Origin of the sequence: Chromobacterium haemolyticum (assembly GCF_009936155.1) — a bacterium.
Classification (GTDB): domain Bacteria; phylum Pseudomonadota; class Gammaproteobacteria; order Burkholderiales; family Chromobacteriaceae; genus Chromobacterium; species Chromobacterium haemolyticum.
Map to the genome: position 1 here is coordinate 2,954,191 of NZ_AP019312.1, position 26,037 is coordinate 2,980,227.

General features: G+C 62.3%; 23 protein-coding genes. 10 read left to right on the forward strand and 13 right to left on the reverse strand.

Annotation, left to right across the window (positions count from 1 at the left end):
* Positions 1 to 44 precede the first annotated feature (44 nt).
* Positions 45 to 479 carry a flagellar assembly protein FliW gene (fliW, locus tag GYH29_RS13540; protein WP_019104181.1) on the forward strand — a complete coding sequence of 145 codons (435 nt, stop codon included), beginning with the start codon at positions 45 to 47 and terminating at the stop codon, positions 477 to 479.
* Entirely contained in the window at positions 479 to 1,045 is a 567-nt protein-coding gene (locus GYH29_RS13545; RefSeq protein WP_161523964.1) for a DNA-3-methyladenine glycosylase I, read from the forward strand. The genes fliW and GYH29_RS13545 overlap by 1 nt, the downstream gene beginning before the upstream one ends.
* Positions 1,046 to 1,102: 57 nt before the next feature.
* On the opposite strand, the gene clpB is transcribed toward GYH29_RS13545, so the two are convergent.
* Complete coding sequence (gene clpB / locus GYH29_RS13550; protein ID WP_161523965.1) at positions 1,103 to 3,682, reverse strand: ATP-dependent chaperone ClpB; 2,580 nt, start codon at positions 3,680 to 3,682, stop codon at positions 1,103 to 1,105.
* Between the two features lie 243 nt (positions 3,683 to 3,925).
* Between clpB and GYH29_RS13555 the strand changes: the two genes are divergently transcribed.
* Positions 3,926 to 4,408 carry a hypothetical protein gene (locus GYH29_RS13555; RefSeq protein ID WP_107732555.1) on the forward strand — a complete coding sequence of 161 codons (483 nt, stop codon included), beginning with the start codon at positions 3,926 to 3,928 and terminating at the stop codon, positions 4,406 to 4,408.
* Between the two features lie 9 nt (positions 4,409 to 4,417).
* Here the strand turns inward: GYH29_RS13555 and GYH29_RS13560 are convergent, their stop codons facing one another.
* Positions 4,418 to 4,915, reverse strand: coding sequence for a LexA family protein (locus tag GYH29_RS13560; protein WP_107732556.1), 498 nt, complete (start codon positions 4,913 to 4,915; stop codon positions 4,418 to 4,420).
* Positions 4,916 to 4,925: 10 nt separating this feature from the next.
* Positions 4,926 to 5,966 carry a selenide, water dikinase SelD gene (selD, locus tag GYH29_RS13565; RefSeq protein WP_052052178.1) on the reverse strand — a complete coding sequence of 347 codons (1,041 nt, stop codon included), beginning with the start codon at positions 5,964 to 5,966 and terminating at the stop codon, positions 4,926 to 4,928.
* Positions 5,967 to 5,986: 20 nt separating this feature from the next.
* Here selD and mnmH point away from each other — a divergent pair, with 20 nt between their 5' ends.
* Positions 5,987 to 7,024, forward strand: a complete 1,038-nt coding sequence (gene mnmH / locus GYH29_RS13570; RefSeq protein ID WP_019104187.1) for a tRNA 2-selenouridine(34) synthase MnmH — start codon at positions 5,987 to 5,989, stop codon at positions 7,022 to 7,024.
* A 159-nt stretch (positions 7,025 to 7,183) separates the two neighbouring features.
* Positions 7,184 to 9,169, forward strand: coding sequence for a bifunctional tRNA (5-methylaminomethyl-2-thiouridine)(34)-methyltransferase MnmD/FAD-dependent 5-carboxymethylaminomethyl-2-thiouridine(34) oxidoreductase MnmC (mnmC, locus tag GYH29_RS13575; protein ID WP_019104188.1), 1,986 nt, complete (start codon positions 7,184 to 7,186; stop codon positions 9,167 to 9,169).
* Between the two features lie 212 nt (positions 9,170 to 9,381).
* On the opposite strand, the gene GYH29_RS13580 is transcribed toward mnmC, so the two are convergent.
* Complete coding sequence (locus GYH29_RS13580) at positions 9,382 to 9,810, reverse strand: acyl-CoA thioesterase (protein WP_019104189.1); 429 nt, start codon at positions 9,808 to 9,810, stop codon at positions 9,382 to 9,384.
* 1,046 nt (positions 9,811 to 10,856) lie between these two features.
* Here GYH29_RS13580 and GYH29_RS13585 point away from each other — a divergent pair.
* Positions 10,857 to 11,585, forward strand: a complete 729-nt coding sequence (locus tag GYH29_RS13585) for a peptidylprolyl isomerase (protein WP_019104190.1) — start codon at positions 10,857 to 10,859, stop codon at positions 11,583 to 11,585.
* 96 nt (positions 11,586 to 11,681) lie between these two features.
* Here the strand turns inward: GYH29_RS13585 and GYH29_RS13590 are convergent, their stop codons facing one another.
* Positions 11,682 to 12,932 (reverse strand): chitinase, encoded by a 1,251-nt coding sequence (locus GYH29_RS13590; protein ID WP_161523966.1) that lies wholly within the window; start codon positions 12,930 to 12,932, stop codon positions 11,682 to 11,684.
* Between the two features lie 234 nt (positions 12,933 to 13,166).
* On the opposite strand from GYH29_RS13590, the gene GYH29_RS13595 reads away from it, so the two are divergent.
* Positions 13,167 to 13,751: a LysE family translocator gene (locus GYH29_RS13595; protein WP_107732559.1), complete on the forward strand. Its 585-nt coding sequence runs from the start codon at positions 13,167 to 13,169 to the stop codon at positions 13,749 to 13,751.
* Here GYH29_RS13595 and GYH29_RS13600 read toward each other — a convergent pair.
* From GYH29_RS13600 to GYH29_RS13620, 5 genes are all read right to left on the reverse strand, one after another.
* Complete coding sequence (locus GYH29_RS13600) at positions 13,725 to 14,600, reverse strand: AraC family transcriptional regulator (RefSeq protein ID WP_081574971.1); 876 nt, start codon at positions 14,598 to 14,600, stop codon at positions 13,725 to 13,727. The two genes, GYH29_RS13595 and GYH29_RS13600, sit on opposite strands and share 27 nt — an antisense overlap.
* 4 nt (positions 14,601 to 14,604) lie before the next feature.
* Positions 14,605 to 15,369 (reverse strand): YdcF family protein, encoded by a 765-nt coding sequence (locus GYH29_RS13605; protein ID WP_019104194.1) that lies wholly within the window; start codon positions 15,367 to 15,369, stop codon positions 14,605 to 14,607.
* A 54-nt stretch (positions 15,370 to 15,423) separates the two neighbouring features.
* A complete protein-coding gene (locus GYH29_RS13610) occupies positions 15,424 to 16,506 on the reverse strand; it encodes a substrate-binding domain-containing protein (protein WP_039756630.1) in 1,083 nt (360 codons plus the stop codon).
* A 25-nt stretch (positions 16,507 to 16,531) separates the two neighbouring features.
* Positions 16,532 to 17,386 (reverse strand): hypothetical protein, encoded by an 855-nt coding sequence (locus GYH29_RS13615; protein ID WP_081574970.1) that lies wholly within the window; start codon positions 17,384 to 17,386, stop codon positions 16,532 to 16,534.
* A gap of 209 nt (positions 17,387 to 17,595) precedes the next feature.
* Entirely contained in the window at positions 17,596 to 18,627 is a 1,032-nt protein-coding gene (locus GYH29_RS13620; RefSeq protein ID WP_081574969.1) for a flagellin N-terminal helical domain-containing protein, read from the reverse strand.
* 174 nt (positions 18,628 to 18,801) lie between these two features.
* Between GYH29_RS13620 and GYH29_RS13625 the strand changes: the two genes are divergently transcribed.
* The 3 genes from GYH29_RS13625 to GYH29_RS13635 all read left to right on the forward strand — a co-directional run bounded on the left by GYH29_RS13625 (position 18,802) and on the right by GYH29_RS13635 (position 22,148).
* Entirely contained in the window at positions 18,802 to 20,202 is a 1,401-nt protein-coding gene (locus GYH29_RS13625; protein WP_161523967.1) for a CoA transferase, read from the forward strand.
* 70 nt (positions 20,203 to 20,272) lie between these two features.
* Positions 20,273 to 21,022, forward strand: coding sequence for an MgtC/SapB family protein (locus GYH29_RS13630; RefSeq protein ID WP_043593006.1), 750 nt, complete (start codon positions 20,273 to 20,275; stop codon positions 21,020 to 21,022).
* A 106-nt stretch (positions 21,023 to 21,128) separates the two neighbouring features.
* Complete coding sequence (locus GYH29_RS13635; protein ID WP_146176133.1) at positions 21,129 to 22,148, forward strand: hypothetical protein; 1,020 nt, start codon at positions 21,129 to 21,131, stop codon at positions 22,146 to 22,148.
* A 63-nt stretch (positions 22,149 to 22,211) separates the two neighbouring features.
* Here GYH29_RS13635 and flgL read toward each other — a convergent pair whose 3' ends face one another.
* The 3 genes from flgL to flgJ all read right to left on the reverse strand — a co-directional run bounded on the left by flgL (position 22,212) and on the right by flgJ (position 25,995).
* Positions 22,212 to 23,135, reverse strand: a complete 924-nt coding sequence (gene flgL, locus GYH29_RS13640) for a flagellar hook-associated protein FlgL (RefSeq protein WP_019101936.1) — start codon at positions 23,133 to 23,135, stop codon at positions 22,212 to 22,214.
* A 10-nt stretch (positions 23,136 to 23,145) separates the two neighbouring features.
* Positions 23,146 to 24,927: a flagellar hook-associated protein FlgK gene (flgK, locus tag GYH29_RS13645; RefSeq protein WP_019101935.1), complete on the reverse strand. Its 1,782-nt coding sequence runs from the start codon at positions 24,925 to 24,927 to the stop codon at positions 23,146 to 23,148.
* Positions 24,928 to 25,008: 81 nt separating this feature from the next.
* Positions 25,009 to 25,995: a flagellar assembly peptidoglycan hydrolase FlgJ gene (gene flgJ, locus GYH29_RS13650; protein WP_019101934.1), complete on the reverse strand. Its 987-nt coding sequence runs from the start codon at positions 25,993 to 25,995 to the stop codon at positions 25,009 to 25,011.
* Positions 25,996 to 26,037 lie beyond the last annotated feature (42 nt).

Genomic DNA, 26,037 nt, shown 5'->3' on the forward strand with positions numbered 1-26,037 from the left:
GCCGCCATGCATAATGAGAACATTGTCACGCTAGGAGGCACGCCATGCTGTTCCAGTCCAGCCAGCTCGGCCAAGTCGATATCGACGAGAGCACCGTCATCACTTTCCCGCGCGGCATCCCCGCGCTGGAAAACTGCACCCGCTTCAAGCTGTTTCACAACGCCACTCAGGCGCAACCTCAAGTGTTCTGGCTGCAATCGCTGGACGACCCCGGCGTCATCTTCAGCATCACCACGCCGGAAGCGCTGGACATCCGCTACGAGATCGAACTGGAGGACACCGAGGTGTCCGAACTGAAGTTGCAACAGCCGCAGGATGTGGCCATCCTGCTCATGCTGAGCAATCAGGCCGACGAACAGCATCCTGCCTTGTCCACGATGAAGGCGAATATCCGCAATCCGCTGGTGATCAATCTGCAAAGCCGCACCGGCCTGCAAAAAGTGGGGCTGCAGTGCGACATCTTGCTGCATAACCGCTGATGCCGGCTCAGACCCGCTGTGCCTGGTGCGGCGATGACCCGCTCTACGTCGCCTACCACGACGAGGAATGGGGACGGCCGGAACGCGACGACCGCAAGCTGTTCGAGATGCTGGTCCTGGAAGGCGCGCAGGCCGGCCTGTCCTGGATCACCATCCTGCGCAAGCGCGATGGCTACCGCCGCGCCTTCCACGGCTTCGACCCGGCCAAGGTGGCGGCGATGGACGACGGCGACGTCGAGCGGCTGATGCAGGACGCCAGCATCGTGCGCAACCGGCTGAAGATCCAGAGCGCCATCCGCAACGCCAAAGTGTTCCTGCAGATGCAGCAACAACACGGCAGTTTCGCCGACTGGCTGTGGGCGCATGTGGACGGCCGGCCGATCTTGCGCCGCCGCGACGATGAGCGGGTGCCCGCCAGCACCGAGCTGTCCGACAGAGTCAGCAAGGCCTTGAAGAAGGCCGGCATGAATTTCGTCGGCAGCACGGTGATCTACGCCTATCTGCAAGCCTGCGGCGTGGTCAACGACCATATGTCCGCCTGCTTTCTCCGCCCCGACCGAGGCTGAACCCGCCGCGCAAAAAAAAGCCCGGATTCCCGGGCTTTTTTACGAGCGGACCCAAGTTCAGGCAAAACTCAGATGGCCGTCCTGCGCCTCCACCATAATGGTGGATTTCGGCGGGTACTCGCCGGCCAGAATCGCTTTGGCCAGCGGATTCTCCAACTCGGACTGGATCGCCCGCTTCAAAGGCCGCGCGCCGTAGACCGGATCGAAGCCGGCTTCGGACAACAGCGTCAACGCCTCCTCGCTGATCTGCAAATCCAGATCCAGCTTGGCCAGACGGCCTTCCAGGCTCTTAAGCTGGATGCGGGCAATGGACTTGATGTGCTGCTCACCCAGGCCGTGGAACACCACCACCTCGTCGATGCGGTTGATGAACTCGGGCCGGAACTGGGTTTTCACCTCCGCCATCACCGCCAGCTTGATTACCTGATAATCATCGGTGTCCATTGCCTGTATCTGCTGGCTGCCGATATTGGACGTCATCACCACCACCGTGTTCTTGAAATCCACGGTACGGCCCTGGCCGTCGGTCAAGCGGCCGTCGTCCAGCACTTGCAGCAGAATGTTGAACACGTCAGGGTGCGCTTTCTCCACCTCGTCCAGCAGGATCACGCTATACGGCTTGCGGCGCACCTGCTCGGTCAGATAGCCGCCCTCCTCGTAGCCGACATAACCCGGCGGCGCGCCGATCAGCCGCGCCACCGAATGCTTCTCCATGTACTCGGACATGTCGATGCGGATCAGGTGGTCTTCGCTGTCGAACATGAACCCGGCCAATGCCTTGCACAGCTCGGTCTTGCCCACGCCGGTCGGCCCCAGGAACAGGAAGGAGCCGTAAGGCTTGTTGGGGTCGGCCAGACCGGAACGGGAGCGGCGGATGGCGTCGGCCACCGCGCTGACCGCTTCGTCCTGTCCCACCACGCGCTGATGCAGCACGTCCTCCATGCGCAGCAGCTTGTCACGCTCGCCTTCCAGCATCTTGGACACGGGAATGCCGGTGGCGCGGCTGACCACTTCCGCGATCTCCTCCGCCCCCACCTGGGTGCGCAGCAAGCGATTGGGCTTGGCCTGCTCGCCGACGCCGGCGGCCTCCGCGTCCTTCAGCCGCGCTTCCAGCTGCGGCAGCTTGCCGTACTGCAGCTCCGCCAGCCTCTGCCAATCGCCCTTGCGCTTCAGATCCTCCATCTCCACCTTCAGTCGCTCGATTTCCTCCTTGATGCTCTGCGAACCCTGCTGCGCGGCCTTTTCCGCCTTCCAGATTTCGTCCAGATCCGCATAAGCGCGCGACAACTCGGCGATCTCGTCCTCAATCAACTTCAGCCGCTTTTGCGAGGCTTCGTCGCTTTCCTTGTTCACCGCCTCCCGCTCGATCTTCAATTGAATCAGCCGGCGGTCCAGCCGGTCCATTTCCTCCGGCTTTGAATCCAGTTCCATCTTGATGCGGCTGGCGGCCTCGTCGATCAGGTCGATGGCCTTGTCAGGCAGGAAACGATCGGTGATATAGCGCTGCGACAGCTCCGCAGCGGCGACAATGGCCGGGTCGGTGATGTCCACGCCGTGATGGATCTCATATTTTTCCTGCAAGCCGCGGAGAATGGCGATGGTATCCTCCACCGACGGCTCGCCGACCAGCACTTTCTGGAAGCGGCGCTCCAGCGCCGCATCCTTTTCAATGTAACGACGATACTCGTCCAGCGTGGTGGCACCGATGCAGTGCAGTTCGCCGCGCGCCAGCGCCGGCTTCAGCATATTGCCCGCGTCCATCGCGCCGTCGGCCTTGCCCGCGCCCACCAGAGTGTGGATCTCGTCGATGAAGATCAGGGTCTGGCCATCGTCCTTGGACAGATCATTCAATACCGCTTTCAGCCGCTCCTCAAACTCGCCACGGAACTTGGCGCCGGCGATCAGCGCGGCCAGATCCAGCACCAGCAGGCGCTTGTTTTTCAGGCTTTCCGGCACTTCGCCGTTAACGATGCGCTGAGCCAGACCTTCGACGATGGCGGTCTTGCCGACGCCGGGTTCCCCGATCAACACCGGGTTGTTCTTGGTGCGCCGCTGCAAAACCTGGATCGCGCGGCGGATTTCGTCGTCACGGCCGATCACCGGGTCCAGCTTGCCCTGACGCGCGCGTTCGGTCAGATCCTGAGTGTACTTTTTCAAGGCTTCGCGCTGGCTCTCCGCATCCTGGCTGGAGACGTTTTCGCCGCCGCGCACCGCATCAATCGCAGCCTGAATCGCCGCTGGCTGGCCGCCATGCTCTTTCAACAGCCGAGCGGCCTCGCCCTTGTCCTGGCTCAACGCGGACAGGAACAGCTCGCTGGCGATGAACTCGTCGCCCAGCTTCATCGCGGCCTTATCGCTCAGGTTCAACAGATTGGCCAAATCGCGCGACACGGTGATCTCGCCGCCGTTGCCCTGCACCCGCGGCAAACGCTGTAAAGATTGGTTTAGCGCGCCCTTCAGGCCGGGCACATTGACCCCGGCGCGCGCCAGCAGGCCGGCAATGCCGCCGTCGGCGTCGTCAAGCATGGCCAGCAGCAAATGCTGCGGCTCGATATAAGCATGGTCTTGAGACAGGGCCAGGCTCTGGGCATCCCCCAGCGCCTGCTGGAACTTGGTGGTCAGCTTGTCGAATCGCATGGAGTGGCTCCTTCGGAACATTGATATGCACTATTTGGGCATGGCCAGTTGCTTTTCAAGCCTCTCTATTGTCGATCTTGAACTCAATTTCACACTTGATGCCACTTCCACATGGCATTGCCGAAAAACTTAATCTATGCATTAAATCAAGAGTGGCATTGGACCAGGCCCTGACAAAGGGCCCCAAGTCTTGAGCCGCCCGCCTGATGAAATCGCTTACCGAATCTTAAAAGGGGCATCACCATGAAACAACTCCTGAGCGCCGGCCTCCTATGCGCAGCCTGTTCCCTGGCCCACGCCGACAACGACATCTCCTTGCTGGTGTTCGGCGCATCCATACACAGTCAATGCAGCGGAAAACATTGCGACTTCAACGGTGAAAACCCCGGCTTGGGGCTGGAATGGGCGCCGCTGGGCAACGACGCGGATGGACGCTGGATAAGCCGCATCGGCTCTTATCGCGACTCCTTCCGCGAAACGGCCTGGTTCGTCGCCGGCGGCTGGCGCAAGGAATGGCAGTTGGGCTCCAGCCCGCTCTACGCCGGCACCACCCTGTTGCTCGGTTATCTGGACGGCTCCGGCGTCAAGCAGGTGGTCGCCTATCCCATGCTGAGCATCGGCACACGCAAGCTGGCGCTGGAAGTGGGTTACGCGCCCAAGATGGACTATACGCCGCACAAAACGCGAGTCGCCGTCACCACCTTCAATCTACGCTGGACCTTTTAAAGGCAAGCGCTAGCGCAGCGAGCGCACCACCGCGCTAACCACGCCCCAGATCTCGACGCCGGTCTCCACCGGCAAATCCACGCAGCCTGCTTGCGCGGCGCGCAAGCAGGCATGAGCTGGGCTCAGATGCAGCCGACGCACCAGAAACTCGTCGCCCACCACCGCCACAACCACATCGTTGTGGCGCGGCGGCGGCAGGCGATCAACGATCAACAGGTCACCGTCGAAAATGCCGGCCCCGGCCATGGCGTCGCCGGCAACGCGCACAAAGAAACTGGTGTCCGGATGCTGGATCAGAAAGTCGTTGAGATTGAGCGAACGCTCAAGATAGTCGTCGGCCGGCGACGGAAAGCCCGCCGCTACACTGCCGTCGAACCACGAAACATGAGTGTCGCCGGCGGCGGGGCCGCGCGCGGCGCTTACCCGGTCCGGCGCAAGCCGGGCCAGTTCCGACAAAGGCCGGTCGCGGGCAACCAACGACGGTCTCTTCGACTTTTCGTCGTTCATCTCGCGCCGCTCAGCGGACGATGACGCGAGCCTCGCCCGCTGCCAGCCTGCCGATCTTGGCGGCATAGCCAAAGCCGGCGCGTTGGAAACGCGCTAAAACCTCGTCCGCCTGCTCCGGCGCTACCGCGGCCAGCAAGCCGCCGCTGGTCTGCGGATCGGCCAGCAGGCGCAGTTGCCACTCCGGCAGATCCGCGCCAAAGTCAACGTGCTCGCCGAAACTGGCCAGGTTGCGCTCAATCGCCCCAGGACCGCAGCCTTGCTCCGCAAAAACGCGGGCCTCCTCGATCACCGGCACGTCGGTCATATCGATGTGCGCCGCCAACTTCGCGCCCTTGCATACTTCCAAGGCGTGGCCGAGCAGGCCGAAGCCGGTCACGTCGGTCAGCGCATGCACCCCGTCCATGGCCGCCAACTCCGCTCCCACGGTGTTCAACTTAGTGGTGGAGGCGATCAAGGCCTGGTAGCCCTTGTCGTCCAACTCCCCTTTTTTCATCGCCTGCGCCAGCACGCCAACGCCCAGGCCCTTGCCCAGAATCAGCACGTCGCCATCTTGCGCCTCGCTGTTGCGCTTGAGCTGGTCAGGATGCACCACGCCCAAAGCGACCAGCCCGTAAATAGGCTCGGGGGAATCGATGGAATGACCGCCTGCGAGCGGAATGCCGGCGGCATGACATACCGATTCGCCGCCCGAAAGGATGTCGCGGATGGTCTCCACCGGCAACACCTTCACCGGCATGCCGACAATGGCCAGCGCCATGATGGGAGTCGCTCCCATCGCGTAAATATCTGAAAGCGCGTTAGTGGCGGCGATGCGGCCAAAGTCATAAGCATCGTCTACGATGGGCATGAAGAAATCGGTGGTCGCCACGATCGCCTGCGAGGCGTTCAATTGATACACCGCGGCGTCGTCGCTGGTTTCCGCCCCCACCAAGAGATTGGGAAAGGCCATTTTTTCCTTGGCCGTCGACAAAATGGACTCCAGCACCGCCGGGGCAATTTTGCAGCCGCAGCCGCCGCCGTGAGACAATTGCGTCAATTTGATTTCAGCCATTTGCGGACTCCGCCATATTTATGCTTTTCAAGGTCGCGAACGTATCACAGCTTGGACAGTTTGACGAGATCATCGACGTCCGCTCCCCGGCAGAATTTGCCGAGGATCATATTCCCGGCGCCATTAACTGCCCGGTTCTGGACAACGATGAGCGGATTCGCGTCGGCACGCTGTACAAACAAGTTTCTCCATTCGAAGCGCGCAAAGTCGGCGCGGCGCTGGCCGCCAAGAATATCGCCCGACACATCGAAGAACGCTTCGCCGATCGCCCCAAATCCTGGCGCCCGCTGATTTGCTGCTGGCGCGGCGGCCAGCGCTCCGGCTCCATGACGCTGATCTTCGCACAGATAGGCTGGCCAGCGCATCAGTTGGAGGGCGGCTACAAAGCCTACCGTCGCCAAGCGCTGCAATGGCTGGATGAGCTGCCGTGCCAGCTCAAGCTGCGCGTGATCTGCGGCCCCACCGGCTCCGGTAAAAGCCGCTTGCTGCATGCTTTGGCGCGCGCCGGCCATCAAGTGTTGGACCTGGAACAGCTGGCCAATCACCGCGGCTCGGTGCTCGGCCGCCTGCCGGACTTGCCGCAGCCGCCGCAAAAGTGGTTCGACACCTTGCTGCTGCAACAGATTCGCGGCCTGGACCCCATGCGACCCGTCTTCATCGAGTCGGAAAGCAAAAAAGTGGGCTTCGTCACCCTGCCCGACGCGCTGTACCGTCAAATGCACCAAGGCGACTGCCTGCTGATCGACGTGCCCTTGGCCGAACGCGTGCGCTTTCTGCTTGAGGATTACGCCTTCTATCTGCAAGACCCCGAGGCCTTGATCCGCCAGTTGGGATTTTTGAAGGGCTTGCACTCAGGAGAGCAAATGGACGCCTGGAACCAGATGATCCGCGCCGGCCGCTTTGACGCGCTGGTAGCGGACTTGCTGGCCAAGCATTACGATCCGCTCTACTACCGTTCGCTGGGTAAGCATTACCCTCAGTTAGCCGAAGCCGCGCCTCTACGGCTGGACAGCCTGGCACCGGAACGGCTGGATCTGGCCGCCTCTCGCATCGCCTGAGGCACAACGCTCCACGAAGCGCAGCAGGCTTTGAACAGGCTCTGAGAGCCGGCTCAGCCGCTGTCTCGAGGAGCAGCGCTGATCGCAGCGCGAAACTACGGTATCATCAGAACATCCTAATTCATCAGCGGCGCCGCGCCGCGCCCCGACTCCGCGCGCATGACCCCACACGCTCAACTTGACTGGCAAGACGGTCAACCGGTTTCCCTCGCATTCGGCGATGTCTATTTCTCCCGCGCCTCCGGCCTGGACGAAACCCGCCATGTTTTCCTGCGGCACAACCGCTTGGTCGAACGTTTCGCCGAACTGCCCTCCGGCGGCCACTTCACCATTGCGGAAACCGGCTTCGGCACCGGACTGAATTTCTTGTGCGCGTGGGAATGTTTCCTGCAATACGCGCCGGTCGACACACGCCTGCACTTCATCAGCGCGGAGAAATTTCCACTGACCCCGCGCGATCTGACCCAGGCGCTGGCGCTCTGGCCCCAGCTCGCCGGCCTGGCCCAACAATTGCTGGCCCAATACCAGGCCCTGCCCCCTGGCTGGCACCGCCTGCTGCTGAATCAGGGACGCGTCACGCTGACCTTGCTGATCGGCGACGTTCTGGAAGTGCTGCCGGAGGTGGACGCTCGCGTCGACGCCTGGTTCCTTGATGGCTTCGCTCCGTCCAAAAACCCGGACATGTGGCAAGCGGAGCTGTTCCAGGCCATGGCGCGGCTCTCGGCGCCCGGCGCCACCTTCGCCACATTCACCAGCGCAGGTTTTGTGCGCCGCGGTTTGAGCGAAGCCGGCTTCGCCGTCAGCAAAACCGCCGGTTTCGGCCATAAGCGGGAAATGAGCCACGGTCATTTGCAAACCCTGCCCGCCGGAGAGTGGTCGCCGCCGTGGTTCGCGCGCCCGGCGCGGCGTCATGGCGAACGCAGCGCCATTGTCATCGGCGGCGGCATCGCCGGGGCCGCCAGCGCCTACAGCCTGGCTTGCCGCGGCTGGCAAGTCACCGTGGTGGAACGCCTGCCCGAACTGGCCCGCGGCGCCTCCGGCAACCCGCAAGGCGTGCTGTACACCAAGCTGTCTCCACACTTCACCCCGCTGACCCGCCTGATCCTGTCCGGCTACGGCTACAGTCTCCGCACGCTGAAAACCCAGTTGCCGGAAGACGACGCGAACTGGCGCGGATGCGGCGTATTGCAATTGGCCTATGACGCGGCCGAGGCGGAACGCCAGCAAGGCCTGGCCTCAGCCGGTTTTGGCGCCGATTTCCTGCGCCCGGTCGACGCCAGCGAGGCCAGCGAGCTGGCCGGCGTCGAACTGCAGCACGGCGGCCTGTTCTTTCCGGAGGGCGGCTGGGTCAACCCGCCCGCTCTGGTCCGCAAACTGGTGGATCATCCCAATATCCAGGTTCGCACCAGCCGCACCATCGTGGAGCTGGATTACAACCCATTGGACAAAAGCTGGGTCGCCATCGGCGATGAAGGCTCCGTGGCCATCGGCTCCGTGGTCATTCTGGCCGGTGCGGCGGAAACCGGCTCCTTCGACGCCACCCAGCACCTGCCCTTGAAAAAGATTCGCGGCCAAGTCACTGTGGCGCGCGCAACCGAACACAGCGAAGCGCTGCGCACCGTACTGTGCGGCGAGGGCTATATTTCCCCGGCCCGATTTGGCGAGCACTGCCTGGGCGCCACCTTCAAATTCAATACCGAAGATCTCGGCGTCAATCTGTTCGAGCATCAGGAAAATCTGCAAATGCTGGCGGGGCTAGCGCCCAGCCTGTACCAGGCTTTGGGCGGAGAAGGCCTGCTGGACAAAGCCCTGGCCGGGCGCGCCGCGCTGCGCTGCACCAGCCCGGACTACCTGCCCATCGTCGGCCCCGTCGCCCACGCGCAAAGCCTGATCGACGCCTATCTGCCGCTGAGCAAGGACGCCTCGCTGAAACTCAGCGCATCAGCGCCCTGGATAGACGGTCTCTACGTCAATACCGCCCATGGTTCGCGCGGCATGATCACCGCGCCGCTGTCCGGCGAAATCCTCGCCGCCCTGCTGGAGGACGAACCCGCCCCGGTGGCCCGCAGTCTGATGCAGGCCACCCACCCCAGCCGATTCCTGATCCGCGACCTGATGCGCAACAAAGTCTCCCAGCAGGGCTGACGCGGGTCACCAGGCAAAAGCCCCCGACGCATCAGAGTGCCGGGGGCCAAGAATAGCGGCGGGAGTCTCAGAGCTTGTTCAAAGTCTGCTGCGCTTCGTAGAGCGTTGCACGGGGAGTACAAGCTCAAAATGCTCATGTATCCCTCGTACACTCCGCTTTTTCGCTCGTTTTCGCCTTGTCTCACCTTGCTCGCGAGACTTTGAACAGGGTCTCAGACGGCGGATTTGGCCGCCGTCTCCACCGCTTCGCGGATGTCGTCGGGAATGGAGACCGACTTGCCCGCCTGGTAGTCCACCCACACCAAGGTTACCTCGCCGCTGGCGTACACTACGCCGGGATCGTCACGCCGATAAAAATGATGGCGCAGCTTCAAACTGCTACGTCCCAGCTTTTCCAATTCAATGGTAATGTCGAGCGTCGCCGGATAAGTGATCTCTTTGCGAAACACGCAGGAAGTCCCCGCCAGCACCGGCCCGCAGCCGGAAGGATCGATCCCGTGCCCTAGGCTCTCCAGCCAATCCAGGCGGATCTGTTCCAGATAACGGAAATAATAGGTATTGTTCAGATGCCCGACGGCATCCATATCGCCCCAGCGCATCACGATGCTGCGAGTGTCGATTACCGGGTAATGCTTGTCCACGCTGTTCCCCTTGAAAGACGGGCCGGCGCGGCGTCCATCAAGCGCCGTTCACGGCCGGCGCGCCATGATTGTTTGCACTGCGTCATGATAACGGCCAATCCCTTCCGGGTCACATAGCGTCACATAAAACACAACAAATCCAAATATCCGCCTTCGAAACAAAACGGCATACTGGTTTCCGTCAGCAGCCAGGGCTCGCGAGAGTCCTGATCTGGCATGATCAACGCGCGGGTTCTGTTGGAAATTACCTACCCCTTCTGGCCAGCGCGTTGGTCTCCTGAGCGAAGGTGCAAATTGGGGCCCCATCCGGGGCTCTTTTTTTATGCGCCGCGGCCCTGCGTCAATACAAACGCGCAAATTCATTGCGCAAATGTTAAGCCTACCCCGATTTCATCACAGCCCGTCACACAAGCCCCCAATAATCACTCTATTTGACCCGTTCCGGCAGGCGCATACTGGCTCCATCGAATTCGCTCTCCCCCGAGGGCGGTTTGATACGATCGAAGCGCTGTTCGCTGTGGATACACGCCCTCCGGCAGCTGCGTAGATCACCTGAGCGAAGGTGCAATTCAGAGCCCCCTTACCGGGGCTCTTTTTTTACCTTCCAGCCATGGCTGAGCGAACCGCCGCTCCTATACTTTCGTGATAAAATTCCGGAAGCGAAGCAAAAAAAGAGGCCGCACAAAGGCGGCCCAAACGGGGATCTCAATTCACAAAGTGTCCAAATACAAACTTGGCGCGTCAAAACTAAAGCACAGACGGACGACGTCTACACAACGCAAACTCAATCAAAGGCCCTACAAGCGGCTTGAAGTAATCAGTAAAACCCGCCTGCCGAATCTTCATGCCAGCCTTGAAGCTGCATGGCTTGTATACTAGCGGCTACGCCGCCGGGCAAATATAAGATTATTCTTAAAATTTTCGTGTTTTATTCCAAAGCCCTGAAGGCGGCCCGCAGCCTTTCTTGACAAGCGCGGCGAACGCTTTTCTAATCGCAAATTTTCCGCCTTTGGGCGCCCCCTCGTTCACTATCACAGGAAACCTCCATGACCATTCGAGTCAACGGCATCGAAATCACCGAAGACATGGTGCAAGCGGAACAAGCCCACTACGCTGACGCGCCGAACCCGCACGATGCCGCCGTTCAGGAGCTGATCCTGCGCGAACTGCTGCTGCAGAAAGCCAAGTCCATCGGCATCGACACCACCGACCAAGGCACCGCCATCGGCGCCTTGCTGGAACAGGAGCTGCAGGTTGACGCTGTCGACGAAGCGGCATGCCTGGCGTTCTACAATCAATACCCCGAGCGTTTCAGCAGCGGCGAATCCGCCGTGGCCAGCCACATTCTGTTCCCGCTGGGCGAAGGCCTGGCCGGCAGCCTGGCCAAGGCCAAGGCGGAAGGCGTACTGGAGGAAATCAAAGCCAACCCGGCCCGTTTCTCCGACCTGGCTCGCGAACACTCCACTTGCCCGTCCGGCCAACAAGGCGGCAGCCTGGGCCAGTTCGGCCGCGGCCAGATGGTGCCGGAATTCGAACAGGCGGTATTCAGCACCGACGCCGGCCAGATCGCGCCGGACCTGGTGCAGACCCAGTTCGGCTACCACATCATCCAGGTACAGGAACGCCACGAAGGCGGCAAAGTGAGCTTTGAGGAAATCAAGGACCGCTTGCAGCAATATCTGAACGACATGGCCGGCAACAAGGCAATGCAGGCCTATCTGGGCCAATTGGTAGCCGCCGCCCAAATCGAAGGCTATGCGATGCCCGCGCTGTAACAACCCTCTCGATCCAAGACTTTGAACAGGCTCTCAAGCCCGGCCCAAGTCCATCAAAAATCGAGGCGCTGTCGCGCCTCGGTTTTTTTCTGCGCCTCAGTTACGACCACGCAGAGACGCCGCCACCGGCCGCGAGAATGGGAAGCCATCCTTGCGATCCCAATTGATCGACCAGCTCATCACCCCACGGAACGTCGGGTAGGCCTGATTTGGTTTGACTACGCCGCAGTTCTTCAAGGCCATCAGGCAATCCAGTGATTTGACGACGGTATCCGCGCTGACAAAACCAGAGTTGGCGGAACTACGTCCGGAAGGCACGCCAAAAGCCACTTGATCGGGCCTCAAGCCCTTGAAACTACCCGAAGCGCCGTAAGCCAGGGGAAAGCCTTCAATCAACATCTTACTGCCTCCCACCAGCATGTCCACGCTACCTTCCGCCAAGGCGGCGGTGGAATACGGCGTGTTCAGCCCGCCGTTGTTGTAGTACTGGACATGAATCACGCTCAAATCGTCGCGCAAGGCGTCAATGATGGGCAGATAAGCACCCCAGATGCTGCCGTAGGCTACGTAGCCGCCTTGAACATAGGGATGTTCCGGCGCCATAGACAGGTAGAAACCCGCACCCACCTTGGTTTTCAACTGTTTCACGGCGCTGATCAAGTTGCCGATGATGGGCGCGCCCTGCGACACCCCGCTTTCCAGATCCAGATCGATGCCATCGAAACCGTATTTGACGATGATGGCGTGGAGGCTATTGACGAAATTCTGCGCCTGCGCCGAAGTGTTCAGCGTGACCGAGCCATTTTGTCCGCCCAGCGACAGCATCACCTTCTTGCCTTTGGCCTGCTTGGCGCGAACATCCTGGATGAACTGCGCCTCGGACCCGGCCTTGGGATCCAGCGTGAAGCTGAGATTGCCGTTGCCGGCATCGTCGGCAAAGGCGACGACGATCACATCCCAATCGTCGCTAACCTGGCTGAGCGGATAAGTGTCGCCGCTGGGATTGGCGAAATTGTGCCAATACCCGACCAGCGCATGCTTGGCGAACGGCGCGGACGGGCCCGGGGATGGAGATGGCCCTGGGGACGGAGTCGGCTCCGGCGCCGCGCCGCAGCTTCCCCCGGCCTGCCACAGCGCGGGCGTGGACGGCGGATTCCAATTGGCTCCCACATAGGCGGTATGCGCCGCGCGCGCTGTGTAATTGGCCGCCGCATAGGCCGCCACATCGCCCGCCTGGTAAGTTGAGCCCTCTCTCCAATCCGGACACGCGGCGGCCAAGACCGGCCCTGCGCCCAACACCATTGCGCATACCGGCGCCAACAGCACGGCTTTCCCCTTCGAGTACATGCGGCATCCTCCTTTGCGATACGACAACACGCGCTGCCGGCGGGATGCCGGACTGGGCGCAAGCTGGTATTTGATTGGTATTACATCAAACACGTAATGTCAAAGGCATTTTTAAAACCGCTCCGGCAACCGGGTCAATTTTCTACAATACGCCCCTCCCCGGCCCAGCTACTTTGTCCGGGACAGCCAAAGGCGGATATCCGGCCGCCGCGCTGCCCACCGTCAGGAGATATCATGAATCAGACTCTCGCCATGGCCAGCTTCGCGCTGGCCGCCTCCATCACGCCGGGCCCGGTCAACCTCGTCGCGCTCAGTTGCGGCGCCCGCTACGGCGCGCGCGCAGGCATGCGCCATGTCGGCGGCGCCACCGCCGGCTTCACCCTGCTTCTATTGCTGACCGGCCTGGGCCTGGAGCAGACCTTGCGGCAATGGCCGGCGCTCACCCAGGCTTTGCAATGGGCCGGCGTGATCTTCTTGCTCTATATGGCGTATCAATTGGCTCGCAGCGACGGCTCGCTGGATATGGACAAGAACGGCGCCCGGCCAAGCTGGTGGCGCGGCGCGGCGATTCAATGGCTGAACCCCAAGGCCTGGATCGCGGCGCTGGCGGGCTGCGCGGCCTTCACCTCCGGCCAAGACGCGACGGCCTTATGGCGCTTCGCCGGGCTCTACTTTCTGATTTGCTACGCCTCAGTCGGAGCTTGGGTGGTGACCGGAGCCTGGCTAGGGCAAAAGCTGGAGTCGCCCAAGCGGCTTCGGCTCTTTAACCTGACAATGGCTTTATTGCTGGGGCTAAGCGCGCTGGGCTTGCTGAACTGAGCCGGCGCGGTACTGCCCCGGCGTGGCGGCAACGTACTGTTTGAAGATTTTCTGCAGATGGGCCTGGTCGGAAAAACCGGCGGCCTGCGCCACTTGCGCCAAGGGCAGCCCGCCGCGCACCAGCCGACGCGCCATCTGCACCCGCTGATTCAGTAAAAAGTCGTGAGGCGTGACCCCGTAACGCCGTTTGAACGCGCGAATCAGATAAGAGGCCGACAAATCGGCCGCGGCGCAGATATCCTCCAGGCGCAAAGCCTGGTCGCAATGCGCTGCAATATACTCCGCCGCGCGCGCCAAACGCTGGCTCGACTCCGCCGCCGGCTCTACGGCCAAGCCCAAGACTCGGTGCGCGCCGCCGAAAAAGGCCGTAGCCGCCGTGTCCTTCTCCAGAGGCTCCCGTTCCTCCGCGCATAGCAAGTCGAACAAAGCGTTGAAACCGGCGAACAAACGCGGATCCTGGCTCTCCGTGTCGCCAAAAGGACGAAAGCCGCCGCCCTGATCCAGGCCAAGAGTTTGCTGCAGACTCCCGAGCCAGGCTACATCCACATACAACATGCGATAGGACCAGGCCTGTGCCGCCACGGGATTGCAGGCATGGGTGTCGCCCGGGTTCATCAACACGAGGGAGCCTTGCTCGCTACGGCGCACTTTGCCGTTGAAGTAGTCGCAGGCGCCCGCGGTGATGACGCCAATGGAAAACGTCTCGTGCGCGTGTCTGGCGTAACAGACGCGGCGGCCGTCAGCCACCGAGCGAGCCTCGAACTGCGGCAAAGCCGCATCTCGCCAGAAGCGATGATCCACCTTATGTCTCCCGGCCGGGAATAGGGACGCGGCGAATGGTTCCGGCATCGCTCTACTCTCCTTTCATCCGGTAAAACAAGATGCCCAGCCACTCCCGCAGCGCGGCGCGACATTCCTGCATCGACCGTCCGCTGGGCAGAAACCAGGCCACGCCGCCTCCATCGTAACGGATGAAGGCGGTTGGGGCGGCCGTCACGTCCAGAGCCTGGCGCTGGAAAAACGGCAAGGCCCGGCGCAAATGCCAGCCCTGGCTGACCAACGCAATCCGCTTGATCCCGGCTGCATGCAACAGGCCGGCGGAATATCGAGCGTTTTCCAGCGTGGTGTTGGAGCGCGCCTCCACCCAACGCGGGGCAATGCCGTACTCCTCGCGCAGAACCCTAGCCATCACCTCGGCCTCGGCTTCCCCGCCCATCGGCGCGCCGCCGGTCAGCAGGATCGGCTTGCCGCTTTGACGCGCCAACCGCGCGGCGTAACGCAGCCGCGCCAACGAATCCGCGCCGGGCTCCATCCCGCCGTACTCGGGCGCCGGCTTCTTGCCGCCGGACAACACCACAATAGCTTCCACCCGGTTCAGTTGCTCGGCGCTGATCACCGGATAACGCTCCAGGCCGCGGTTCAGCCACATCGCGGTTATCGGCGTGCTCAAGGCGTACAGGCCGGCCATGCCCAAAATCAGCAGGCAGGCTCCCAAGCGCCGCCAGCGGCGACGCAGCCACAGTCCTAGCGACATCATCAGCAACATGTTCAGCGGCGGCAATAACAAGGAGCCCAAGACCAAGTGGACCAATACTTGCGTGGAAATCGAGGAAACCATGGGAAATAACAATGCATTGACTTGGCGCCAGTTAAACATGCGATGCCCGGCAAATCAATGCCGCGGAAACCAGATGGCCGCATAGGCGCGGCGGTAACCGTTGTCCGGGTCGTAGCCAATGCTCAGATAACTATCGCGTATCGTCCGTTTGACCAGCAAATGCGGCTGGGTGATGTAAAGACTGGGCGGCTGCCCGGCAAAGGCCCGGTTCAGCTCGTCGGCCATCTGCCAACCATGCAGATGCAAGGGTTCGGCAATGGTCGCCTCCTGCATCAAGCCCGCTCGAATCCGTCTCATCGCACTCAGCGAGCCGTCCCCCAACGAGATATTCACGACAGAGGCGTTAAGCTTCCCCAGCGGATGGCCGATGGAATCGTAATACAAGTCGTTGATGCCTATGCTGTGGGTCCAGGCCTTGCCGTGGCGCTGATACAGCTCCGCCACTTTATCCGGCAGCAGCTGCTGGACCTGGGCCAGCGAAATGTCCTCCACCGCCAAAACCTTGCAGCGCTGGCACGCTTGCAGTTGCCTCACCGCTTGCCTGGTTTTGGCGGTGGCGATGGCGAAACGGCTATCGGTGAACAACACCACCCCGACCGGGCCGCGGCTGCTGGCCACGATGTAGTCGGCGGCGGCTTGCGCCGCGGCCAAGGGGCTGGTTGAGATATTGGTGAACAACACACCGGGCAAGGGGCCGGGCTTCTCGCCGGCATGCCAGCCAAGCACAATCACGCCTTGCGCATGCAAGCGTTGGATCTGCGGCAAAAACTCCTGAGCGTCGAAGCCCCCCAATGCCACGGCGGCCGGCCGTTCCCGTTGCGCGCTTTCCAGAAACTGGAGCAGCGAACTCCGCTGCCCCTGACCATCCAACAGCGTCAAGCGCCAGCCCAATAAACGTCCGGCCTCGGCCAGACCCCGGTACACCCCAACCACGCCGCCGTTGCGCAGATCCGAGGCCAAAAACCAGACGCTGCGGCCAGGCTCTACCGCCGGGCCGCTGACCGGACCATCCCACTCGATCCACTCCCGCGCCGGATTTTCCCTCGCTTGTGGAGCGTCAACGCCGGCATCCGTAGAGCCGCCGACGGCGAAGTCCACGCTAAGCAGACACAGAAGCAGCATGAGAAGGCGCAACATGGACCCACTATAGACCACAGCCGGGTCAAAACGGCACGCCATTCCCCGCCAGCAATTGACCCGCCACTTCCGCCGCCACGGCAAACAGCAGCGGCGACAGACGCTGCGCCTGCAAACCCGTCGCGCCATGCCGGCTGATCGCCGACCCGCTCCATGGCATGCTCTCGCCGATCAGGCAGGCGGTTAGCTTGCCGCCCCCTCGCTCAGCCGCGGCTTCAATCTCCGGCAGACGCCGACGCAAGGCGCGACACACCTCCCCCTCCGCCACAAAGGCTAACGCCACCCCGGCCGCCACGCGCCGGATGCGCAGGCAGAATGCGCCGATTCCCGGCACCGTCAGCCATAGCAGCAGGTCCAATTCGTCCAGCTCCGGCTCGGACTCGCGCTCCAGCGCATCCTCCACGCTCAGCGTCAGCGCCGGTCCGCCCCATAGCCAGAACGGCAGCGTCAGCGGCAGGGGCGGCTCGCCGGCGGCATTGCGCACTCCGGCCAAGGCCAGCTCCGGCAATTGTTGCAGCAAGGCTCCGGGCAAATGGCTGCCACCTGCCTGCTGGAATTGCGCCGCCGCCTGCGTCAGCCGTCCCAGCAAAGCCTGCCTCCAGGCCTGGGCCAGCTCGGCAGCGGCCGGCTGCGGCCTCTCCAGCCTGGGCATGGCGGCCTGCTCCAACTGCCAGGCGCGCGCCGGCGTTTCGCCTTCAGGCGCCGCGCCCTGACGCTCCAACTGCAGCGACAGCTTCAGCTGCGGCTGGGTGGCCAGCACCAGCACTTTCAACACCGCGCCGGGCGTCAACTCCGCCGCGCCTTGCGGCCAGGACGGCAAAGCCAGCTGGATGCCGTCGCCGCTCAACAGCGGCCGGCCGTCAGCCGCTCGGCTTAGCACCGCCTGCCACTGCCGGCCCGGCGCAAGCTCCGCGCCCGGCTGCGCGCCGTTCGAAATCGGCGCGCTCGGCGTGACCGGAGCCGCCGCCGTGATCGCTCGGATTGAAATAGCCTTGCTCCTTCAAAAAAACCGCTCACATGACGCAAAAAAGCCAGCCGCATACGCAGCTGGCTTTGGATACGCGCCGGATAATCGACGCGGAGTCGCGATTACTGCAGCAGGGACATGGCCAGGCTGCTCATGCTGCCGCTTTGCTTCAGCATGGAAGTGCCGGCTTGCATCAGCATTTGCTTGGAGGTCATGCTGGCGCTTTCGTTGGCGTAGTCGGTATCCATGATACGACCCTTGGCGGCCAGGGTGTTGTTGTTCACGTTGGCCAGGTTGTTGTTCACGTGGTCCAGACGGTTGGCGTTGGCACCCAGGGAGGAACGAACCGAACCCACCGAATCCAGAGCGGCCTGGATGGTATTGATGGTGTCGGTCTTGCCGATTTCATCGCCCTTGGCGGCTTTGTCCAGAGCGGCTTGGCCGTCTTGCTGAGCCTTCAGCGCAGTTTCGTAAGCCGTTTTCTTGGTCGCGTCAGTCGGAGCCGCGTCGTAAGCGGCTTTGGCGGTGTCAGTCGCAGTCACCAGAGCCGGCATCGCATCGGTAGCGGTCTTGACGGCGGCGGCGTAGGCGGTGCCGGCGGCGTCATCCTTGAAGAAGGTCTTGGAAACGCTGCCCAGCGCGTTGTTAAGCGCGGTCATGCCATCCTTCATGTTCACCGTCATGGATTCGTCGGCCGACGCGCCGATCTGGAACTTCATCTCATCGGTCAGCTTGCCGCCTTGCAGCAGTTTCTCGCCGCCGAAGGAGGTGTTCTTCATGATGTTGGTCAGTTCCTTGCCCAGTTCGGCGAATTCGGACTGCATCGCGCTCTTGTCGGCCTTGGTGGAGGTGGCGTTGGCGCCTTCGGTGGACAGGTCCTTCATGCGCTGCAAGATGTTGGACACTTCGTTCAGCGCGCCTTCGGCGGTTTGCAGCATGGAGATGCCGTTCTGCGCGTTCTTCATCGCCACTTGCATGCCGCGGCTTTGCGCGTCCAGACGGGTAGCGATCTGCAGGCCCGCGGCGTCGTCCATCGCGGAGTTGATGCGGAAGCCGGTGCCCAGGCGGGTCATCGAGGTGGACAGCGCGGTTTGAGTGCCGGTCAGGTTGGACTTGGTATTCAGTGCGGCGATATTGGTGTGCAGGCTCAGCATAGCTTTGTGCTCCAGAAGTCAGGTTGGTTGGTCCGGCATCGCTGCCGTCACCCTCACAAGGCGGCCGTCGCGCGGCAAACTTAAATCCGCAGTCAGTGTGAAAAATCACATTGCTTGACGCTCTCGCGCCAACTGTTGAAAGCTCAAAGTCATAGCCACTGCCCGACACGCCCCATGCCCGCACTGACCGGCCAGCAGGCCCTGGCCCAGCTTTGGGCCGCCGCCGCCCTTGATCCCTCCGCGCTGGAGCGCGCGCTGCTGCCCGCCGGCGCGCCGCCTCTGCCATCCTCCTTTGCCGTCGGCGCCTTGGCCCAGGCCAGCATTGGCGCCAGCGCGCTGATGGCGGCGGAGTTCTGGCGTCTGCGCGGCGGCGCGGCTCAAACCGTCACAGTCGACCTGGCTCACGCCGCCGCCGAATTCCGCAGCGAACGCTATCTGCGCGTCGATGGCGCGCCGGCTCCTGAACTATGGGACGCCATTGCCGGCCCCTATCGTTGCGGCGATGGCCGCTGGGTGCGCATCCATACGAATTTCCCTCATCATCGCGATGGTATCCTGCGCTTGCTGGACTGCTGTCATGACAAGGACAGCGTGGCCGCCGCCTTGCAAGGCTGGCGGGCTTTCGAGTTTGAACAGGCGGTAGCCGAACGCGGCTTGGTAGCCACGGCGATGCGCAGCTTTGACGAATGGGACCAGCATCCGCAGGGCCAGGCCGTCGCCGCCCTGCCCTTGCTCGACATAAGGCGGATAGGCGATGCGCCGCCGCTGGCCCGCCCCTTTGCGCCCCGCCCCTTGCAAGGCATGCGCGTTCTGGATCTGACCCGCATCATCGCCGGCCCGGTGGGCGGCCGCACCCTGGCCGCGCACGGCACCGACGTGTTGCGCATCACTTCGCCGCGGCTGCCGTCCATCCCGCCGCTGGACATCGATACCGGCCGCGGCAAGCGCAACGCTGAGCTTGATCTGCGCCAGGCCGCCGACGGCGAACGACTGCGGCGCCTGCTGGCCGAGGCCGATGTCTTTGTTCAGGGCTACCGGCCCGGCGCTCTCGACGCGCTCGGCTTCGACCCGGAACAAGCCGCGCGCCTGCGGCCCGGCATCGTCTACGCCTCGCTGTCCGCCTACGGCCATGCCGGTCCCTGGGCCGAACGACGCGGCTTCGACTCGCTGGTACAGACCGCCAGCGGCTTCAATCATGCGGAAGCCGCGGCATTCGGCGGCGAGCAGCCGCGCGCCTTGCCGGCCCAGGCGCTGGACCACGCCGCCGGCTACCTGCTCGCCTTCGGCATCGTCGCCGCGCTCGCCCGTCAGATGCGGGAAGGCGGCAGCTGGCAGGTGCAGGTTTCGCTGGCGCGGACCGGGCTCTGGTTACGCCAGCTCGGCGCCGACCAAGCCGCTTGCGCGGCGGCGGACCCCGGCCTGGAGCAAGTTGCGCCCTGGCTGGACGACTACGCGTCGGGCTTTGGAAACTTGCGCGCCGTCCGCCACGCGGCCCGGCTTTCCCTGACGCCGGCGCACTGGGCGCTGTCCTCGATGCCGCTGGGCAGCCACGCCGCCGAATGGCTGCCGCGCTGAGCCGACAGTGGCGCGCGCCGGCGCAACTTGCTATCGTCGGCACTCCTGCCCAAGCGCCCACGGAGCATGCATGGATATCTCCTTCGCCGAACTGATCAGTCAGTACTGGTCCACCCCCAAGTGGGAAATCAATTTGCTAATCACGCTGAACCTGCTGGGCGGCCTGCTGCTGGGCTGTCTGGTGGGCTACGAGCGCTGGTTCAACGGCCGCGCCGCCGGCATGCGCACTTACGGCCTGGTGTCGATGGCCTCGGCCGCGGCCATCAGCATCGTCGGTTATTCCGGCTACTGGTACGGCGGCCTTTATCCCGACATGACCCACGGCGACATGACCCGGGTGGCCCAAGGCGTATTAACCGGCGTCGGTTTCCTTGGCGCCGGCATGATCATGAAGGAGGGCCTGACCATCAGCGGCCTGACCTCGGCCGCCTCAATCTGGATGTCCTCGGTGATAGGCATCCTAGTCGGCGTCGGCTTCTACGCCGCCGCCATTGCCATCACCCTGCTGTGCGTGCTGTGCATGCTATCCATCAATCAAATGGAGAACCGGCTGCCGCGCCGCTTCAGCCTGTTCATCGTCATCCGCTTCAAGCCGGAATACCAGTGGACGGTGCAAACGCTGAGCGCAGGCCTGCTTCGCTTCGGCGTGCGTCTGCACGAGGACAGCATCGCGCTGAACGCCGGTCCGGACGCCACCGAATGGAGCTTTCTGGTCTCAGCGCAAAACCGGCGCGACCTGATCAATGTCGTCGACCTGTCGCGTGAGATCATGCAGATCGACCACATCGAAACCCTCAGTATTCAGCCTGCGCGTAATTGAGGCTCCGGCCTGGCCGGCCGCCGCCGGCTAGGTGTTTCCACGCCATCAAGTTTCCCTCCGGATTGACGATATCTGTTCACCTACACTTCCTGTTCCGGAGCCTGCAATGCGAGTCGCGTCCATGGCGCTGTCGATGAGCAGCCAATACAGTTTCAGTCAAAGCCTCACCGTTCAACAACAAAGCCGCGCCTGGGTACAACTCCCTCCCGCCTCCGCCCCTGCGAAACCCTCCTCCGACGTCAGCCTGAGTCCTGATGGCATCAACGCTAGCGCCAAGAACAAGGAATTCTCCGATGGCATGACGCCGATGCTGGGGCTGATCAAGGACATTCTGGAAAAAGTGCTGGGCGTCAAATTCAAAGTGGTTGACGGCACTTTGCAAAGAGACGACGGCAAAGACCAGCCAGCGGCCGACTCGCGCCCCGCGCGTTCCGGTCAGTCCTCGGCGCCGCAGCAACTGCTCGTCGGCGGCGAGCTCAAGCAAACCGTCGACTACCAAGAAAGCGAAAGCCTGGCGTTTTCGGCCAAGGGTTCGATCAAGACCCAGGACGGTCGCGAGTTCAACTTCGCGCTGGACGTACAAATGAGCCGCAGCTTCGAGTACCACAGCAGCAACACTCTTCAGTTTGGCAACGGCAACGCCACCGACCCCTTAATGTTGAGCCTGGGCAACGATGCCGGCAGCTTCAGCGGCGCCAGTGTCAGCTTCGACCTGCAAAGCAACGGCAAGCAAACCCAGTTGCCCTTCATCAACAACGGCGGCTGGCTGACTCTGGATCGCAATGGCGACGGCAAGGTCAACGATGGCAGCGAGTTGTTCGGCACTCAATCGGGTAACGGCTTTTCCGATCTGGCCAAATTGGACGGCAATGGCGACAGGGTGCTTGATGACGGCGACGCTGCGTTCGCTCAATTAAAGCTCTGGTCCGGCCGAGACGGCGACAAGGATCAATTGATGGGCTTGAAGGAGTTGGGCATCGGCGCCATTTTGCTGCCCAGCGTGGACAGCCCGTTCAGCATCAAGAACGCAGACAATCAGTCCCAAGCCGACATCCGCCGTTCCGGCGTCTACCTGACTGAAGACGGCCGCGCCGGCCGTGTCAGCCAGGTGGATGTCTACGGTTGAATCCGCCAGCAGCAAATAGCAAAGGCCGCTTGCGCGGCCTTTGTCATATCCGGCGGACGCCGGTCAGGAGATATAGTTGAACAGCGAGAGCTGAGTCACCTTGTTGTAGGTCAGCTGGCTGTATTTCAACGAAGTCTGCGCCAGGGTGAAATCAGAGATCGCCTGCGGCATGTCCAGATCCTGCAAATCGCCAATGCTGCTGGCGTACTGCAATTTCAGGCTCCCCCCCACATTCTGCATATTATCGTTCTGCTGGCCGCGGGCGCCGATGGATGCTAAAGCCAGCGACATCTGCTGCTGGGCCGAGTCGATGGCGTTGATCGCGCTATTCAACTGAGCCCCGAAGTTGGCGGGCTTTGGATTCTGGCCCAACAGAGTGTTCAGCTGGATCAGGCCATCGAAGGCCGCGGTGGCGCTGCCCCCGGGCGTGCCGAACACCGTGCTGCCCGGATCGGAAATCGTCATCTGCTGCGAAGCGCTGATCTGCACGCTGCGCTGGCCGGTATCGCCCAGATACGAAGCCGGCGGCACCGCGGACAGGCTGACCGCGAAAGGCAGCGTATCGGTCTTGTTGCCGCTGAACAGATAATTGCCGCGGCCGTCGGTGGAGTTGGCGTAGGTCGTCAACTCGGTGATGCCCTCCTGCAACTGCTTCTGAATCGCCTGCAGCTCGGTTGGGCTCAACGCGCCGCTGCCGGCGGAAATCGCAAGGCTCTTCATGCTGGCCATCAGGTCCGACGAACTTTTGATCGCGGTCTCGGACAGCGACAGCCAGGAGCTGACCGCTTGGGTATTGCTGATGTACTGACTGTTCTGGCCTTGGGACTGGCTGATCAGCAGAATGCGCGCCGCGGCCACCGGATCGTCGGCCGGCGTCACCACCCGCTGCTGATTGTCGATCTGCATGGTGAGCTTGTAAATGCTGGCCTGTAAGCTCTGCATATTGTTCAGGCCGGACTGATAAATGTTATTGGAACTGATACGCATCGATCTCTCCTTAGCCCATCAGGTTCAGGATGCTGGAGAAGGTGGTTTGCGCCACCTGTATCACCTTGCTACACGCCTGATAGGACTGTTGATACTTGATCAGATTGGCCGCCTCCTGATCCAGGCTCACCCCGGTGACGTTGGACAGGCTTTCCGTGGTTTGCTTCAACGTATTCAGCATGGCCGCGGACTGCAATTGCGCAGTATTGGTCTGATTGCCCACCGAGGCCACCAGTGTCGAATAATAAGAACCGTAGGACTGATTCCCCATCAGCTTCAAGTTTTGCTGCGCCAGCAACTCGCGCAAATTGGTGTTGTCGCCCGGCGGCGGCTTGGTGCCGGCCGGGGCCGGCCCCACGGTGAAAGTCTGGCCGTTGATAGGCGCGCCGGACAGCTGAAAGCTGACGCCCACGTCCACCGGCGGCACCGCCGTTGTCTGCAACTTGAAGCTGTTGCTGGCCCCGCCACCCACCGGAACCACATTGTAAGGACCGCCGCCATTGGGGCCGGCGATGGTGGCGGTCATCGTCGCCGGGCTGCCGGAGGCGGTAATGGTCATCCCAGTCATGCCGATAGACGGGTGCGTACCGGTGCCGGGAAAGACCGGCGGCACGCTGTTGATGCTGCCTGCGTAACCGCCCGGCAGCGTGGCCCACACGCCGCTCATAGTGACGCCGTTGCCGCCGGCGCCGCCGGTGGACACCATATTGGAGGCTGTAGCCAGTTTATTGGGGTCGCCCATCAATACTTGCAGATTGCTCGCCGCATTCTGCGGGTTGGAGGCGTAGCTGCTCAGATCGTTGAAAATGGGCTGGCCGGCTGCGCCAGTGTTGTCCACGCCCAGCTGATTCTGATAATTAATTGAGGCGGAAAAATTGATCGCCATCGTTCCCAACTGCTGCCGGGCCTGCAGCAGGGGGCCATCGCGAAAGTTCAGCAAACCACCCAGTTGGCCGCCGGAGACTAGATTGTTCGGAATCGCCGTCACCGTGCCATTGGGGTTGTTGAACACCAATTGCAAGGTGGTGGGATCGCTGGGCAAAGGCTGCGTGGCCAGCGTGTTGGTCTGACCGCCGGTCACCAGGGTCTGACCGTTGCCGATATACACCGAGTAAGTCCCGTCCGCCTGCGGCACAGCCTTGGCGCTGACCAACTTGTTCAGCTCCAGCATGGCCTGATCGCGCTGGTCCATCAGCGTGTTGGGCTGCGCGCTCAACTGATTGCCGCCGGTCAATGCGGCGATTTCGGTATTGAGGCTGGCGATCTGCGTGGCCAGCGCGTTGATGCTGTCCACCGTGGTCTTGATCTGACCGTTGGCGCCGGACTGCAGCTGTTGCAACTGTCCGTCGATGGTGGCGAACTTGGTGCTCAAGGCCTGAGCCATGTTCAACACTGTCTGTCGGCTGGGAATGGCGTCCGGCTGCTGCGACAGCGTCTGCATCGCGCCAAAGAAATCCTGCAAGGCGGGGAGAATGGACACGTCGGTCGACGCCATCAGATTGTTGATCTGATTCAACTGCTTGACCTGGGTGCTGTAATAACTGCTGTTGGTCTGCGCGGTCTGCACCTGGCCAGACAGGAATTTGTCATAGGTGCGCAGCACATTGGTAACATCCACGCCCTGCCCCAGAAAGCCGAAGCCCGCATATTGCGGCGTGCGGCCGGCCTGGGTGATGTATTGAACGTTGTACCCCGGCGTGGAGACGTTGGCGATATTATTGCCGGTTACCGACAAAGCCGTTTGAGCCGCATTCAGTCCGCTCACGCCGATCGAGAAAATATTGGAGCCCATGATTTACCTCTGTTTGCTTTATCGGCCCGGCCCGCCAAAACTTGACCCTGAAACGCAAGTTCCGCTGCCGCAGCCTTGTCCTCAACTACGCGTGGTTTGCTGCGCCAATGTCGCCGCCACATCCACCAGCTTGCGCGCGTAGCGTGGATCGGTGGCGTAGCCGCCGGATTGCAGCGCATGCGCGAAACCATACATGTTCTGCCCTTGGTTCAACGCGCTCTTGTAGCGCGGCGAATCCTTCAACAAACGGGCATAGTCGCTGAAAGCCTCGGCGTAAGAACCATAGGCGCGGAATTTTTCCACTCGCTTTTGCGCGACCCCGCCTTCGTATTCGGTGGTCATCACGCTGACCGTGCGTCCCTGCCAATCCCCGCTGGCCTTGATGCCGAACAGGTTATGACTGTTGCTGCCGTCCGGGTGGCGGATCGCCCGCTTGCCCCAGCCGCTTTCCAGCGCGGCATGCGCGACCACGGCTTCGGGCGCCACGCCCAACTGGGCTGCGGCCGTGCGGGCGTGCGGCAACATCTCGGCGGCGAAGTCGCGGCTGCCGCCCCTGCCGGCCGTTTCGGCCTTGGCATGAGCCGCCGGGGCCGTCAAAGTCAGCCCCGCGCTGGCGGTCTGCTGCGCCTCCTGGTAGGCCAGCAAGGCCTTGGAGCCGCCGGTGGGGCGCGCAGCCAGTTGCGGGCCGGAAGCGGCGTAAATCGTGTGCGCGCTCTTATCATCCGGATCGAAATTCGACTGTTTGGCGATCTGGCGATACAACATGTCGCCCAAACCCAAACCGCCGTTGGAACTCAAAGCCTGAGTCAACTGCTGATCGTACAGGCCCTGGTAGGTGTTCAAATCGTTGGATTCGCCTTCCGGGTCGAACTTGGTCTCGCGCATATTCTTGAGCAAGGTGTTCATCAATAAGGCCTCGAACTGCGACGCAACCTGCCGCGCCGCGCCCTTGGGGTCTTTGATCGCCTGTGCCCGCAGCTCATTCAGCTGGCTCGGATCCACAGCCAACTGCCGGTTTAGCAAATCGTTGGCGCTCATGGCGCCGGCATTGATGGACTGAATCGTCATTTCTCGCTCCTGGATCTCATCTAAAAGCAAGATTCGGGCCAG

Excerpts from the sequence above, each read along its gene's own strand:
- fliW (WP_019104181.1), top strand. The coding sequence starts at position 45 with ATGCTGTTCCAGTCCAGCCAGCTCGGCCAAGTCGATATCGACGAGAGC.
- GYH29_RS13545 (WP_161523964.1), top strand. The coding sequence starts at position 479 with ATGCCGGCTCAGACCCGCTGTGCCTGGTGCGGCGATGACCCGCTCTAC.
- clpB (WP_161523965.1), bottom strand. The coding sequence starts at position 3,682 with ATGCGATTCGACAAGCTGACCACCAAGTTCCAGCAGGCGCTGGGGGAT.
- GYH29_RS13555 (WP_107732555.1), top strand. The coding sequence starts at position 3,926 with ATGAAACAACTCCTGAGCGCCGGCCTCCTATGCGCAGCCTGTTCCCTG.
- GYH29_RS13560 (WP_107732556.1), bottom strand. The coding sequence starts at position 4,915 with ATGAACGACGAAAAGTCGAAGAGACCGTCGTTGGTTGCCCGCGACCGG.
- selD (WP_052052178.1), bottom strand. The coding sequence starts at position 5,966 with ATGGCTGAAATCAAATTGACGCAATTGTCTCACGGCGGCGGCTGCGGC.
- mnmH (WP_019104187.1), top strand. The coding sequence starts at position 5,987 with ATGCTTTTCAAGGTCGCGAACGTATCACAGCTTGGACAGTTTGACGAG.
- mnmC (WP_019104188.1), top strand. The coding sequence starts at position 7,184 with ATGACCCCACACGCTCAACTTGACTGGCAAGACGGTCAACCGGTTTCC.
- GYH29_RS13585 (WP_019104190.1), top strand. The coding sequence starts at position 10,857 with ATGACCATTCGAGTCAACGGCATCGAAATCACCGAAGACATGGTGCAA.
- GYH29_RS13590 (WP_161523966.1), bottom strand. The coding sequence starts at position 12,932 with ATGTACTCGAAGGGGAAAGCCGTGCTGTTGGCGCCGGTATGCGCAATG.
- GYH29_RS13595 (WP_107732559.1), top strand. The coding sequence starts at position 13,167 with ATGAATCAGACTCTCGCCATGGCCAGCTTCGCGCTGGCCGCCTCCATC.
- GYH29_RS13600 (WP_081574971.1), bottom strand. The coding sequence starts at position 14,600 with ATGCCGGAACCATTCGCCGCGTCCCTATTCCCGGCCGGGAGACATAAG.
- GYH29_RS13605 (WP_019104194.1), bottom strand. The coding sequence starts at position 15,369 with ATGGTTTCCTCGATTTCCACGCAAGTATTGGTCCACTTGGTCTTGGGC.
- GYH29_RS13610 (WP_039756630.1), bottom strand. The coding sequence starts at position 16,506 with ATGTTGCGCCTTCTCATGCTGCTTCTGTGTCTGCTTAGCGTGGACTTC.
- GYH29_RS13620 (WP_081574969.1), bottom strand. The coding sequence starts at position 18,627 with ATGCTGAGCCTGCACACCAATATCGCCGCACTGAATACCAAGTCCAAC.
- GYH29_RS13625 (WP_161523967.1), top strand. The coding sequence starts at position 18,802 with ATGCCCGCACTGACCGGCCAGCAGGCCCTGGCCCAGCTTTGGGCCGCC.
- GYH29_RS13630 (WP_043593006.1), top strand. The coding sequence starts at position 20,273 with ATGGATATCTCCTTCGCCGAACTGATCAGTCAGTACTGGTCCACCCCC.
- GYH29_RS13635 (WP_146176133.1), top strand. The coding sequence starts at position 21,129 with ATGCGAGTCGCGTCCATGGCGCTGTCGATGAGCAGCCAATACAGTTTC.
- flgL (WP_019101936.1), bottom strand. The coding sequence starts at position 23,135 with ATGCGTATCAGTTCCAATAACATTTATCAGTCCGGCCTGAACAATATG.
- flgK (WP_019101935.1), bottom strand. The coding sequence starts at position 24,927 with ATGGGCTCCAATATTTTCTCGATCGGCGTGAGCGGACTGAATGCGGCT.
- flgJ (WP_019101934.1), bottom strand. The coding sequence starts at position 25,995 with ATGACGATTCAGTCCATCAATGCCGGCGCCATGAGCGCCAACGATTTG.